This window comes from Robertmurraya sp. (assembly GCF_036676585.1).
Lineage (GTDB): Bacteria > Bacillota > Bacilli > Bacillales > Cytobacillaceae > Robertmurraya_A.
Genome location: NZ_JAKFCQ010000031.1, coordinates 35614 through 49251, shown reverse-complemented (window position 1 = coordinate 49251; position 13638 = coordinate 35614). Strand labels below are relative to the sequence as shown.

Here is a 13638-nt window from a genome sequence, read left to right as displayed (position 1 = left end):
TCTGTATTTGTTTCATATCCCTGTTATTTTTACTTTAATAAATTTGCTACTTGGAAAGTTAAGTCTAGGAATAATATGTATTATCACATTTATAAGTTCCTTTCTGGTTGCAAGTTTAATATATTTTATAGTTGAGAAACCCTCAATAAAGATAGGGGAATATTTAATTAATGGAAAGTTAGAAGTTTCGAACAAGTTAAGAAGACTTTATTTTAGAATTTAGAAAAATGGGCTAAATTAATATCAACGATTAAAGCTGTAAAGAACACTTACGATTTAATCATAAGTGTTCTTGTTTTCAACTCATTTAAATCTTTTTAACTATTACCTTTAAAGGGGCGGCATACGAGTTATTACTAAATATTTTAATTGTATTTCTATCTAAAATAATTACATTTAAAATTACTAATTCCATATCAATTGTAAAGCATTGAACCATTGGATACAGTGTATCCAAGTCATGATTTATAATTGATGAAAAAATATTTCCATCTGGCTGAAGATTTATATTTATTAGAAATGTTGATGAAGGGTTATATTCAAAAATTACATCTGGGTCCTGTATAGAAAGTGAAACATATATATATATATTTTCTGAAGAGAAGATTTTTTTTATTGGTAATACTGTATTATAATACTTTAAATTAATTAAATTCTGGCTTGAGTTAAAAATTTTAGTGTTAAACAATCGAAATTCAAAAGTATCTTCTACGGATTTTTCATTTTTTATTAGATAAGTAAAATTAGTATTATTTATAGTAATTTCACTATTTTTTAAGGTGATCTCACCTTCTGGTACGTTGAAATCAGTTGCAAAAATATGGTTTATATTGTTTATTATAAATTTGCTGTCTTCTATATTAGTTTTTGAAGAACTGGAAGGAGTGTTAATGTTTCCATTTTTAATTATAGTATCAGTAAAGCTGGAATTTTTTATTAATATTTCTCTGGACTTGGTCAGATAAATGTGGTTGTTAAGAACTGAATTTATATAGCTGCAATTATCTATTATTACATAACCATTACTGCTAAGGTCCCAGTTACGAAAATTAAATTGTAAATTACTAATTTTACAATTAGACATTACATTTGTTTTAATTGCGATTTCTTGTAAGACCTGGGATTGTATGATACACCCTTCGATTCTAGATGCTATTAATGTTGGTTTAATAATTTTGCTGTAATTCAATCTATTATTAAGAAATATATGATTTTCTTGGTTATTACCTAGATTGATATTAATAACATCAAAAAACATATTGTCCTTAATATTTAAATAATAGGAGTTATTATTTTCCAACCATATTGTGCCACCGTAAATATAGTTGTCATTTAAGGTAACATAAGAACTTTCAAAGTTTGAATTCATTAAACCTAATGGTGAGTTACAGTTATAAAGTGTGTTTCCAGTTACTTTTGCATACATTAAACTGTAAAGAATTATTCCTGCAGAATCCATATTGTAAATATGATTATTTTCAATATGAGTAGTATAACATCCAACTAAAATACCATTAGTACTACCATATATAAAATTGTTTCTAATAACACAATTATCTCCATAAGAATCTTCCTGGTTTATTGAATACCTAGTAGTACTAAAGAAAATTGGCTTACCATCCATAAAACTGTTAGCACCTTTTCCATTATCTCTTATGGTATTGTGTTGAACAACATTGTAACTCCCACCAAGAGTAATACCACCTCGATGACCACCTATGATTTCATTGTGTTCAATTATATTATTATATGGAAACAGGCCAAATTGAAGCTGGAGTTGTAAATTTTTCTGTGGATTTGATTCATTAGAGAATAAAAAGCGGATTTTAGATGCGTTTTTAGGTATAGAGATTAACGAGTAGATTTTTTGCTTTTTTAGTACTCCTATAAAGTTATTATTTGAAGTATAAAAGAACACATCAACTTCTCTTTTATTTAGATTTGTCAATCTAGTATACCCTGAACCTGAAATGAGGAAAGAGTTAAAATTAGAACCAGTTGGTATCGTAATAAAATTTGAGATCAATGTATTTGTAGATGTTATAGGCAAACCTGTATTATAGTCTAATGAATTTAGTGTCAAGCCTAGATTAAATTCTGCTAATGCTCTCATAGAAGTACTGGATATGGAAATATTGTCCCCCATATAATCTCTAATGACACAGTGGCTTATTGTTGAATTATTGGTGCTTTTTTCAAAGATGACACCGTAGGTATTTTCGACCTTTCTTTCTTCGTTTGAATTTAGAAAACTTCTATCTTCCTTACAGCCTATTATAATACCACTGGTTAAATGTGAATTAGTTACATTGTCAAAGGATATACTTCTGCCACTAAATTTATAGTACTCATTTGTAGTTCTAGTATCAAATGGGGATTTTTGATCTGAGTCATATATAACTTTTAAGGTAGATCCATTTAAATCAAATGTTAGATTACTAACCATCTTAATTTCTCTAGGATAGCACAAGGCATATTGGCCTTTTGGTAATAAAACTATTGAGTGTCCATTACTCTTAGCGTATTGGAGGGCATTATTAATTCCTTGAATATTAAGGTCTGCTTGAGTATAATCTTCATTCTTATAGGGTTTACTAGGTAATCCTTCCTTGATTTTCCATTTATCAAGCTCAATCATGTACATTTTAATATCTCCTTTCTAATACTTGTTTTTAATATGTTACGTAATTAACTCTTTGTTTGAAACGGACAAATGTGTTTTTTATAAGAAATAATTATATAGACTATAATTCCCAATCTTTAATAACGGCTAAAGTTTTAAAAGAAAGCATAAAAATAGGAGGCAAGTAAATGGAGTTATCTAAATTAGATATGAACATAACAAAAGGAGTAGCAATTCTAATGATGCTACTCCTTCATTTATTTTGTAGAAAGGAATATGAAGGTTTATATGAAACCTTTATCTATATTGGTGATACCCCTTTGATATATTACCTAGCATTATTTGGGGATGCATGTGTTCCAATATATTGTTTTGCTAGTGGATACGGACTGTATTTAAGTTATGAGAAAAAGCAAGCTAGCTACAATAGAACAAGTATGTTTAGAATAATCAAACTTTTAATAAATTTTTACATTATTCTATTACTATTTATAGCTATAGGGAGTTACATAGTACCAGATTCATATCCTGGACCTTTAAATAAATTATTATTAAACTTATTATTATTATCAAATTCTTATAATGGTGCCTGGTGGTTTTTACAAACCTATTTCTTATTAATTTTAGTATCACCATTTTTATTTAAGGTAATAAAAAGATATAACATCTTTTTAATCACAATAATTACGGTGTTTATTTATTTAATTTCATATATTCAGCGAGTACAACAAGTAATAAATTTGGGGGATAACGGAGGTATAAATATACTAGTAAATGCTATGGTACTCTTGGGTACGTCGTTGTTTCCATTTATGATTGGATCCATTTTTGCAAAAAAAAGCTTATACTCCCTAATTTGCAAACTTATTAATAAATTTGCCTATAAAAATATTATATGTGTTGCTGCAATATTATCGCTGATTACATTTCATGGCTTTTATGAATCAATGATTATAGCTCCATTTACTGCCATAGTTTTTATATGTGCATTTAATATAATGGATAAAGGGTTTCTAACTAAAAAAGTTTTAAACTTCTTTGGAAGTCACTCAACAAACATGTGGTTAACTCACATGTTTTTTTATATGACAATTTTCCCTGAACTTACATTTGCACCTAAGTATCCAATACTAATTTTCCTATGGCTAATTATATTATGTTTAATATCTTCATACATTATTAATTTCTTCTATAGACCAACTGCTGTATTAATAGACAAAATTATTATGACTAAGAAATCAAATCTAGCTGCTTAGTATTATTAATATAAGGGGAGAATATTATGATATTTGCTTCATACGAGTTTATCTTTTTATTTTTTCCAATGGTTATTATCACCTATTTTTTACTCTCAAATTATAATTCAATAAAATTACAACATTGTTTTTTGGTATTAGCTTCTTTCGTGTTTTATGCCTGGTTTAATATAAGCTATTTATGGATTATATTATTTTCCATTTTTGGTAATTACTTTGTATCAATTTTAATGATTAAAGAAGGTGATATTCAGAGGAAATTTCTATTTATTATTGGAATCCTCTTTAATGTGATTTTATTAGGCTATTTTAAGTACTATGATTTCTTTATAGAAAATGTAAACTATCTATTTAAAGAAGATTATTTATTAAAGAACTTAATATTACCTCTAGGTATTAGTTTCTTTACTTTTCAGCAAATATCATTCCTTCTAAGTAGTTATAGGGGAGAGGAAAAGGTAAGTAACTTTATAGATTATTGTTTGTTTGTAACATTCTTTCCACAATTGGTAGCTGGACCGATTGTAAAGTACAGCGAAATGATTCCTCAATTTCAAGATCCTTCCCGAAGATATGTTAATTGGGATAATCTTGCTAAAGGCTTATTTATTTTTGTTATTGGACTATTTAAAAAAATAGTTATAGCAGATACTTTGGCAGTTTGGGCAAATAATGGATTTGATAATATGGGAGAAATGGGCTTTTTTACAACAGTAGCTACAATATTGACCTATACATTACAAATCTATTTTGATTTTAGTGGTTACTCTGACATGGCCATTGGATTAGCAAAAATGTTTAATATTGACTTACCTATAAATTTCTTTTCTCCCTATAAATCTAAAAGTATCTCGGACTTTTGGAGAAGGTGGCATATAACATTAGGAAAATCGCTTTTTGAATATATTTATAAGCCTCTTGGAGGTAGTAGGAAAGGGGGAGCTAAGACATACCGTAATTTACTGTTAACCTTTTTAGTTAGTGGTTTATGGCATGGAGCTTCTTGGCTCTTTATACTTTGGGGGCTATTTCATGGGCTTGGCCTTGTAGTTCATAGACTTTGGAATAAAACTGGAATGGTAATTAATCAAAGTATATCTGTGCTTATAACATTTTTATTTGTAAGTTTAACATGGGTTCTATTTCGAGCTGAAACGGTAGATAATGCATTAAGAATATATAAATCTTTAATTACACCATCATCCCTTGGATTACTTGAAATCGGCTTACTGTACTACGATGGACTAATGAACTTGCCAACAATCTTTTGTACTGGGATTATCCTCTTTACATTAGTAATATTATTAATCGTTGTTTTTAAGGCTCCAAATACCATAGAGATTGCGGAGAAATTCAACTTAAACAATCAAACAGTTTACTTAACTGCTGTTTTATTTTTTATATCAGTTATTTGTTTAAGTAGAGTAAGTGCATTTATTTATTTTAACTTTTAGGTGGTTTCCAATGAAAAAAGAAATTAGCGGTAAGAGGTTTATCAAAAAGTTTTTACTTTTGTTTTTTACATTCGCCTTAGTAACTTCTATATTAACTTTTATACTTGATCCACTAAGTTACTTTAGGGACTCAAAAATTAAGACATATTATAGTGAGTCATTTTCAACAGCTGGTATCTTAAAAAACTCTGATGCCGAGATAGCGATCGTTGGATCATCTATGGTACAAAATACAGACATAGACTTAGTTGAAGATATCTTTGGAAAGGAAGCAGTGAAATATACAAGGAGTGGAATGAGTGTTGACGAAATAATCATGCTCTTAAATAAGTCTACTTCAACTGAGACGAACAAAGTATCAAAGTATATCGTAAATATAGATATGACTACATTTAATACTGAAAAAGAATCGCCATATAAAAAATATCCAGATTATTTATACGATGGATCTAGGATAAACGATATTAAGTACCTACTGGGATTTGAGACTTGGACAAAGTTTGTGCCGTTTAATCTTACATACAATATCGCTGAAGATTTTAAAAACCCTCTATCTAGTAAGGTTGTAGAAGAATTTGCTAGAACAACAGATATTGATCAAATGGGGGATTGGAGTAATGGAACGCAATTTGGAAAGGAAATTGTAAAAGTAAAATATAATAATGACGTTGAATCTGTATCTGAACAAAATAAAGTTCAAATGACTGAAAGAATGATAAAAAGATTAGAAGAAGATTTTGTTCCTGTTATAGAAAGGAACAAAGACAAGGAGTTTATATTGGTTTTTCCACCTTATTCAGCTCTTATGTGGTACGATGCGGAGAAAAAAGGGTATATGGATGAACTAGTTTCCTTTAAAAGTGTCTTTGTAAGTGAATTTACACAAATGGATAACGTAACAATATTTGATTTTCAAGATTACCAAGGTATTACAGACTTAAATAACTATAAAGACACAACCCATTATCGTCCAGAATTTAATGACATGATGATTAATATGATAGCAGAAAATGAAAGTGTAATTAACAATGATAATACCGAAGTAAAAATAAAGAAGTTAAAGAGTCTATTACAACAATTCAAAAAAGAGAATAGTGAATGGATAACACAAGACATATAGTGATATTAATTATGAAAAGTGCTCTTAGTTTTTATAAAAGAGTTAGGAGTACTTTTCATTTCCCGCCCTTTTACACATTATTCTCATTTGTTCCCCTATTCTTCTTCACCCTCTTCTATAATCTTTTTTACTACATCTCCATACATCTATTCATTTAAAATGTTGTTCTCTTTTAAGAACAATGGTATATTTGAACTCAAAGATAAAGGTATTTAAAATATTAGGGGGGATTTAAGTTGCACTCTAAACTAATTATCATCGCTAAACAACATATTAAAAAAAACAGGTCTTCTAAAAATATCATAGTTAGATGGTTTGCGGCCATTTTAGAGTCTTTATGGAATATGTGCCAAGCAACTACAAGAGTGTGTACTGATAAAGAATACAGAAATGATATTTTTATGAAGGTATTAAACGGAAAGAATGTTCATCAAACTACTCCACTTACCTTTATGAACCGATATCCTAAAATTTTTACTGCTTGTCAAGAATATTTTAAGGGCAGAGAAGATTTAAAGATACTGTCCTACGGGTGTTCCACAGGTGAGGAAGTTTTAACACTGCGCCGATACTTTCCAAATTCCCAAATAATTGGTGCCGATATTAACAAACAAAGTCTAAACACTTGTAGGAAACTTCAAGTGGATGAGAAAATCAATTTTATATATTCCTCACAAAAAGAGATTCAAAAGCATGGGAAATTCGATGCAATATTTTGCATGGCAGTTTTGCAAAGAAAGCCTCATGATATAGCTGCCATGGGTATAACTAATTTAAAAAAGATTTATCCTTTTGAGAAGTTTGAAAAACAAATTATTACTTTAGACAAACTTGTAAAGCCAAATGGCTTATTAATTGTTCACTTTACACAGTATTCACTTTTGGACACTAGAGTAGCTCATAAATATAAACCATTAGGAAACTACGTACAGGATGATTACACAACCCCAGTTTTCGATAGAAACAGTGAAATAATTAAAAATTCAAATCCCCAGAAGAGTGTCTTTATAAAATTGAATGCCTAAATAATGAAATGTATAATTGGAACAAAAAAGGAGTTTAGAAAATGAAGCTAGCATTCATCTCCGACATCCACGGCAATGCCATTGCATTGGATGCGGTATTAAGTGATATAAAAGCAAAAAACGTTGATAAATTATTTGTCCTAGGTGATATATGCTATCGTGGTCCAGAGCCTCAGCGTGCTTTAGATCTAATTCGATCACTTGATTGCGATGTGATCAAAGGAAATGCTGATGAATGGGTAGTACGTGGTGTTCAGCAGGGAGAGGTACCTGGCCATGTTCTTGAACTAATGAACAAAGAAAGAGATTGGATTGTTTCCCAACTGTCTGATGAAAGTGTAGACTACTTAAGAGAATTACCAACACAGCTAACTCTCGACGTTGAAGGTGTAATAATTCAAGCTTTTCATGCTACTCCAGACAGTCTTTTCGAAGTAGTACCTCCTTCAGCAACTGACGAAACTATCCTAGAAAAGTTGGTTAAGACTGACGCAGATATGTTTATCTACGCTCATATTCACAAGTCATACATACGTTTTATCAATGGAAAATGTATTGTGAACATTGGAAGTGTAGGGCTTCCATTTGATGGTTTAAATCATGCCTCGTATTCTATAGTTGACATTAATAAAGGAACAATTCAAACGTCCAATGTCCGCGTAAGTTATGATGTCCAAAAGGTAGCAGAGCAGTACAAGAATGTAGAGTACCCAAATGCAGAAATGATGAGTAATGTGGTCTTAAATGGAAGACTGTAATGGGATTGCTGATAAACGGAGGCATGAAATGTTTATTATAAGATTGCTACTATTAGTTATCCCATTCGTCTACATGGCTTTGATTTGGTTACAAACTAGCAACTTTGATCCAGAATCCGTATATATGCTTTCCACTCAAATAGATATGAGCATTCTTTTATTAATAGGAGCTGGGTTAGAGTTAGCCCATCTTTTTGAATTTGGGCTTCTTTATTTGTTTTTGGTGATGGCTTTCCTGATCTTTGGAAAGCTTTCATACAAAAAAGAAATGTTCGCAGTTGTTCTAGCGATTGGCTATGGATTTGTTGATGAACTGCACCAGTACTACATCCCCTTTCGGTCATTTTCTTTAGTGGATTTGTTGAAGAATTGTATTGGTGTATGGGCGTTGTGGTATGTAGTACATAAGAAATACATGAATATTAGGTCTAGATTTGGAAGTTTACTAAGAAAAATTACATATAAAAAACACAGTAATGACCTAACCATTTAAGATAAAATGGGAGTTATTTGTCGAATATTTCGTTCTTCTCAAAGAACTGTTAATCATGTATAATCTACTTGTTAATGTAGATTAATTAGGGATTTTGTCTTTTTACTTTGATGAGATTTCTTTTTTTACCACAATTGTTCTCTATAAAGAATCCGGTGAAGGAGGTGATATAAAATGGAAAAACCTCTAGTATTGAGCCATCAGCCAATTCGTTTTGAAACTTCACAAAGCTGGAACAAAGGGCATGGACCTGTATCTGGTGATGATGGTAATAGTGATGGGGACAAATATAAACATGAACCGTTCGAACCTAAAAAGGATCATAAGAACAAATAACATGAAAATTTTTGCGGGACAGTATTTCATTATAGGCATAGTAGAAAGTGTACATATTGGTCCCGTACTTTTCTGAATGGTGTTAAAGGAGAAAAAGATGGAGATATATCTACAAATAGGGGAGCATTTAGCATTTATAACATACCAATCTTCATTTATTAAAGCTTTTTTTGAAAGAAACTATTTATCTATAAGTTTAAACCGTATCCAGTTTGACATGTCACTGAATATTTTAGCTGATTATGGTGTACCTTTCACTAACTACGATGTTGAAATTATAAGAGATAAAAATAAAATAACATACCGACGTGCTGATTACCTTATCGAAACCACACAGGATTATAAACAAGCAACCATTCATGTTCATGACGAACTAGCCCTAAAGCATGCTTTGATGAACTTTTACAGTGCTTTTATCCTCCACAACAACTGGGGATTATTAATTCATTCCTCCTGTGTAGTGGAAGAAGGGAATGCTCATATTTTTACAGGCCGTTCTGGAGCGGGGAAGTCGACTGCTGCCAAATTATCAGCACCGAGAGTGCTCCTTTCGGATGAAGCGACGCTTGTCAAAATTGCTCCTGAAGGAATAACGGTTTTTAATTCACCATTTCGTAGCGAGTTAAAGGTAACTGGTAAAGAAACCTCAACACCGCTAGTTAGCATTCAGCTTTTACGGCAAGCTTTGTTCAATAGCAGGAACCAACTAAAAAAGTCAGATGCTGTCTTAAATCTTATGGATAAGGTATTTTACTGGGTACACTGTCCTGAGGAAACGAAAAAGATTATGTACCTGCTATTGAGTTTAGTAGATAAAGTCTCAGTCTATGATCTGCATTTTCAGAAAAATGATACCTTTTGGGAGTTGATTTCATAATGACGCACTACATCCAAAAAGAGAGCTTTGATACTACCCAACTCGATGGAGAGTGGATTATTCTAGATGCTGAGCATTTTACCGTCACAAAGCTTAATGAGATGGGTGGCTATTGTTGGTCATTGCTTAAGGAGAAACAAACGGTTGACTCTATTATTCAATCCATTAAAGCTGAAAACCAAGTTGACCAATCCATTGATGCAGAAGATATTGAGAAATTTTTAAAAGAGCTTATTGAATACGGATTGGTTATTCATGCTGTTTAATCAGGATATTATTTCAGTGCTTCAAAAAACGATTAATAATGAAGGGTGTATTTCCCTACCAAGTGAAGGGAATAGTATGTATCCCCTTATTCAACAAGGAGATATTTGCAGGTTTGCCCCTTTTGATCCAAACTCTTTAAAAAAAGGAGATATTCTCTTATTTTGGGCTTCAAACGGTAAGTTGGTCGCCCACCGATTTTACAAGATGGAATCAGAGAATATATATCGCTGTAAGGGTGACACAAACCTTGGATTTGATGAACCCATTCAAAAAGAACGGATTCTAGGTACACTTGTTTCCATTGAAAAGCAAGGGCATGTAGTTCAACCGAGCAATTTGATCATAGCAGGATGGAGTAAGTTAATTATTACCTTTCCGTTTCTTTCTTTTATTCTTAGAAGCTATTTAAATAGAAGATTTTAAGATGGAGTGTCATTATGAATAGAGTTCAGCAGCTCTTACCTCGCATGAAAGAATATATTGTGCTTAAGGATATTAAAAAAACCTTTGGATTATTGAAGCCTTTTGTTTTGAAGCGATGGAAGGCTTATTTGGTTTTATTGTTATTATTATTTGTTGATATTTTTTTAACAGTTGCGTTTGCTTCATTTTTTGGAAAGATTGCTGATGCTGCGGTTCGTGCAGATTTCGAGGAAATCAAAACACTCATCCCAATTGCTCTTACACTGGTTGTAATAAGTATTTCCTTTTCTTTCGCAGATATTTACTTTGAAACAGTAGCAACAAACGGTGTAAAACGAGATATTAAAGACTATTTATTTAGCCACATTTTAAGACTTCCAACAAGCCGCTTCTCTCAAATGAAATCTGGAGAAGTTATTACGTATTTTACAAATGACATTCATAACCTTGACGGTGTTATTGGGAGCAGCTTAATTAACCTCATCAGACTTCCACTCATTTTTTTGGTCGTCTTTATTTATCTTCTTCAGTTAAATATGACGATGTCTCTTCTAACCCTCCTTGCCACACCATTGGCCATTTTAGCTGGAGCCGTATTTGGGGTGTTGCTTCGTCGAAATAGTAGAAAGCTCAACACCCTTTTTGAAAAAGTAAATGCACATCTTAGCGAAACCTTTCATGGTATTTCTGTTATTCGATCTTTTACTTTAGAAAAGAAATCCTACCAAGAATTTTCTTCTCAAAATGAAGAACTCTATCATCTTGAGCTTACTAATGCAAAGTTAAGAGGATATTTTTCCTCAGGGGGAAATCTGCTAAGTGCGGGCTCTTACTATATCAGCCTTTTATTAGGGGCATATTTTGTTTCTAAAGGATCTATGACGGTAGGAGCATTATTAACCTTTCAGAGTCTTGTCGGTTACTTAGTCAGTCCTATGACTCGACTAGCAGGACAATGGGCAGGCTTTCAGCGATCTCTTACATCAGTGGAAAGAATACTAAAGGTAACCGAAGAAAAGGCAGAATCTCCTCGATTACCTTCCTACACACCTAGAGAGAGTCTTTCACATGCGATGGAATTTAAAGGGATAACCTTTAGCTATAATGAATCAACTCAGGTGTTTAAAAATTTACAACTATCCATTCCAGCCAACAAAGTCATCGCCCTAGTAGGCCCAAGCGGAGCAGGAAAAAGCACCCTATTCAACCTACTCCAAGGTTTCTACCAGCCACAAAAAGGAGACATTCTTTTTGATGGAGTGTCCATAAAGGAAATGACCGTATCAAAATTAAGAAGCACGATCGCCAGTGTGCCTCAAGAAACATTCCTTTTTGCTGGAACCATACGGGAAAACCTCATGCTAGCCAGACCAGGAATCACTGAAAAAGAAATGATTCGTGCTGCACAAGACGCCTGCATCCATGATTTCATTCAAACTCTTCCAAACGGTTACGATACAGAAATTGGCGAAAGAGGAATGAAGCTTTCAGGAGGCCAGAAGCAGCGAATCGCGATTGCCAGGGCAATATTAAAGGATGCGCCTATTCTTTTATTAGACGAAGCAACCTCCGCACTTGATACGGAAACGGAATACTATGTGAAGGAAGCTCTGAGCTCACTAAAGAAAAATCGAACCACTCTTGTCATTGCTCATCGTTTATCAACGATTGAAAGTGCTGATTTAATTTTGGTAATGGATCGAGGGAAAATCGTTCAGCAGGGATCACATGAGGAGTTAATTAACCAGCCAGGATTATATCAAACATTAAGTCGTACAAAGTTTAAACCTAAAGTTGAACTATCACTTGCATAAAGAAAGGAGGGTGTGCCATGAAATGGATTCAGGCTTTGTATGAATCAGAGGTAACCCTAGATTCATATGATTACAAATCTCTACTAAAAGAAATCATGGAGTTTGGTGTTGCTCCTCAAAGTTACTACCAATTAAAGCAACAAGGAACTTTAGGTCGAACACCTGTATTTTTTCAGGAACGCTTGAAGGAGCAGTACGAAGAAAATCTCTTTTTATCTCTTTTTATCAAAAGCCAATTAACGAAAGTGTTGGATTGCTTTGAGCAAGCTGAACTTCCAACTATTCCGTTGAAGGGAGTGCTTTTTGCTGAAAAGTACTTTGGTCATATTGGGGCAAGAGGTACATCAGATATAGATGTACTCATTCAGGCGAAGGACTTGCAAAATGCAATATCCGCAGTTATCTCTTTAGGTTATTCCGTTGAAGAGGAACCGATTGCTGGACATTTTCACTGTAGCTTTAGTAAACCGATTCCGAACTCAAAGATTCCTTTAACGATAGAGTTACACTGGAACTTATTGAAGGATGATACCTCCAAGCTCCGGATAGAAGAGTTTTGGAAGGGAGCTAGGACTTTAGGAAACTACCAATATATAAAAGAACTTTCAGATTATCATACCTTTTATATGATTTGCTTGCATGGATGGAGACATAATCTGGACTCTCCGAAACACTTTTTAGATATCATTCAACTGATTTATCGGATTGGTGACAGAGTGGATTACATACAATTGCTAGTTCAGGCTAGACATCATCGTACTCAAAAACGGATGATCCGTACTCTTGCAATCGTTTATCAACAGCACCCATACTTGCAAAATGTAAAACCATTGCCTGTTAAAAGACCTAACTTATGGGATTATAATGCGTTTAGAAATGGACACAAGAAACAGTTAAAGAACTATTTAGATTTTGTGGACTACTCCTTTTTTAGCTATGATAGCTTATCCCATAGTAAAAGTGAATTTTTCAGCTGGATTAAATCCTTAAGACCAACCAAACCACTTGTTATATCCTCTACTAAACACCAGTAGCTGTAGCGCTTACCAAAAGGCTTACAGCTATTTTTCATTCCTCAAATTTATAACATTCTCAAATTATATATCATATTTACTATTGTCTTCCTCACTTTCACATGGTAAAGTAGGTTTATTCTTTTTGAAAGGCGAATGTTTTATGGTTTTATAATAAT

At 32.5% G+C, this 13638-nt stretch carries 13 protein-coding genes; 12 read left to right on the top strand and 1 reads right to left on the bottom strand.

Annotated elements, in window-relative coordinates; translation table 11 throughout:
- Positions 1–307: 307 nt before the first annotated feature.
- Positions 308–2644 (bottom strand): right-handed parallel beta-helix repeat-containing protein, encoded by a 2337-nt coding sequence (locus ACGLXV_RS03720; protein ID WP_391557552.1) that lies wholly within the window; start codon positions 2642–2644, stop codon positions 308–310.
- Positions 2645–2811: 167 nt separating this feature from the next.
- Between ACGLXV_RS03720 and ACGLXV_RS03715 the strand changes: the two genes are divergently transcribed.
- From ACGLXV_RS03715 to ACGLXV_RS03660, 12 genes are all read left to right on the top strand, one after another.
- The gene (locus ACGLXV_RS03715) at positions 2812–3879 is read left to right on the top strand and encodes an acyltransferase family protein (protein WP_391557551.1); all 1068 of its coding nucleotides are present in this window, start codon (positions 2812–2814) and stop codon (positions 3877–3879) included.
- Between the two features lie 26 nt (positions 3880–3905).
- A complete protein-coding gene (locus ACGLXV_RS03710; RefSeq protein WP_391557550.1) occupies positions 3906–5333 on the top strand; it encodes an MBOAT family O-acyltransferase in 1428 nt (475 codons plus the stop codon).
- A gap of 10 nt (positions 5334–5343) precedes the next feature.
- Positions 5344–6453, top strand: a complete 1110-nt coding sequence (locus ACGLXV_RS03705; protein ID WP_391557549.1) for a hypothetical protein — start codon at positions 5344–5346, stop codon at positions 6451–6453.
- Positions 6454–6689: 236 nt separating this feature from the next.
- Positions 6690–7478, top strand: coding sequence for a class I SAM-dependent methyltransferase (locus tag ACGLXV_RS03700; protein ID WP_391557548.1), 789 nt, complete (start codon positions 6690–6692; stop codon positions 7476–7478).
- Between the two features lie 41 nt (positions 7479–7519).
- Positions 7520–8236 carry a metallophosphoesterase family protein gene (locus ACGLXV_RS03695; protein WP_391557547.1) on the top strand — a complete coding sequence of 239 codons (717 nt, stop codon included), beginning with the start codon at positions 7520–7522 and terminating at the stop codon, positions 8234–8236.
- A 28-nt stretch (positions 8237–8264) separates the two neighbouring features.
- Positions 8265–8729 carry a VanZ family protein gene (locus ACGLXV_RS03690; protein ID WP_391557546.1) on the top strand — a complete coding sequence of 155 codons (465 nt, stop codon included), beginning with the start codon at positions 8265–8267 and terminating at the stop codon, positions 8727–8729.
- 174 nt (positions 8730–8903) lie between these two features.
- Positions 8904–9065: a hypothetical protein gene (locus ACGLXV_RS03685; protein WP_391557545.1), complete on the top strand. Its 162-nt coding sequence runs from the start codon at positions 8904–8906 to the stop codon at positions 9063–9065.
- Positions 9066–9162: 97 nt separating this feature from the next.
- Complete coding sequence (locus ACGLXV_RS03680) at positions 9163–9942, top strand: hypothetical protein (RefSeq protein WP_391557544.1); 780 nt, start codon at positions 9163–9165, stop codon at positions 9940–9942.
- Entirely contained in the window at positions 9942–10208 is a 267-nt protein-coding gene (locus ACGLXV_RS03675; RefSeq protein WP_391557543.1) for a PqqD family protein, read from the top strand. Before ACGLXV_RS03680 ends, ACGLXV_RS03675 begins: the two co-directional genes overlap by 1 nt.
- Positions 10209–10224: 16 nt before the next feature.
- Complete coding sequence (locus tag ACGLXV_RS03670; RefSeq protein ID WP_391557542.1) at positions 10225–10632, top strand: signal peptidase I; 408 nt, start codon at positions 10225–10227, stop codon at positions 10630–10632.
- Between the two features lie 14 nt (positions 10633–10646).
- Positions 10647–12446, top strand: a complete 1800-nt coding sequence (locus ACGLXV_RS03665; protein WP_391557541.1) for an ABC transporter ATP-binding protein — start codon at positions 10647–10649, stop codon at positions 12444–12446.
- A gap of 17 nt (positions 12447–12463) precedes the next feature.
- Entirely contained in the window at positions 12464–13480 is a 1017-nt protein-coding gene (locus ACGLXV_RS03660) for a nucleotidyltransferase family protein (protein ID WP_391557540.1), read from the top strand.
- Positions 13481–13638 lie beyond the last annotated feature (158 nt).

Bases quoted from the DNA above. Each gene is read 5' to 3' on its own strand.
- ACGLXV_RS03695 (WP_391557547.1), top strand. From the start codon at position 7,520: ATGAAGCTAGCATTCATCTCCGACATCCACGGCAATGCCATTGCATTG.
- ACGLXV_RS03680 (WP_391557544.1), top strand. From the start codon at position 9,163: ATGGAGATATATCTACAAATAGGGGAGCATTTAGCATTTATAACATAC.
- ACGLXV_RS03720 (WP_391557552.1), bottom strand. From the start codon at position 2,644: ATGTACATGATTGAGCTTGATAAATGGAAAATCAAGGAAGGATTACCT.
- ACGLXV_RS03690 (WP_391557546.1), top strand. From the start codon at position 8,265: ATGTTTATTATAAGATTGCTACTATTAGTTATCCCATTCGTCTACATG.
- ACGLXV_RS03675 (WP_391557543.1), top strand. From the start codon at position 9,942: ATGACGCACTACATCCAAAAAGAGAGCTTTGATACTACCCAACTCGAT.
- ACGLXV_RS03685 (WP_391557545.1), top strand. From the start codon at position 8,904: ATGGAAAAACCTCTAGTATTGAGCCATCAGCCAATTCGTTTTGAAACT.
- ACGLXV_RS03665 (WP_391557541.1), top strand. From the start codon at position 10,647: ATGAATAGAGTTCAGCAGCTCTTACCTCGCATGAAAGAATATATTGTG.
- ACGLXV_RS03715 (WP_391557551.1), top strand. From the start codon at position 2,812: ATGGAGTTATCTAAATTAGATATGAACATAACAAAAGGAGTAGCAATT.
- ACGLXV_RS03705 (WP_391557549.1), top strand. From the start codon at position 5,344: ATGAAAAAAGAAATTAGCGGTAAGAGGTTTATCAAAAAGTTTTTACTT.
- ACGLXV_RS03660 (WP_391557540.1), top strand. From the start codon at position 12,464: ATGAAATGGATTCAGGCTTTGTATGAATCAGAGGTAACCCTAGATTCA.
- ACGLXV_RS03710 (WP_391557550.1), top strand. From the start codon at position 3,906: ATGATATTTGCTTCATACGAGTTTATCTTTTTATTTTTTCCAATGGTT.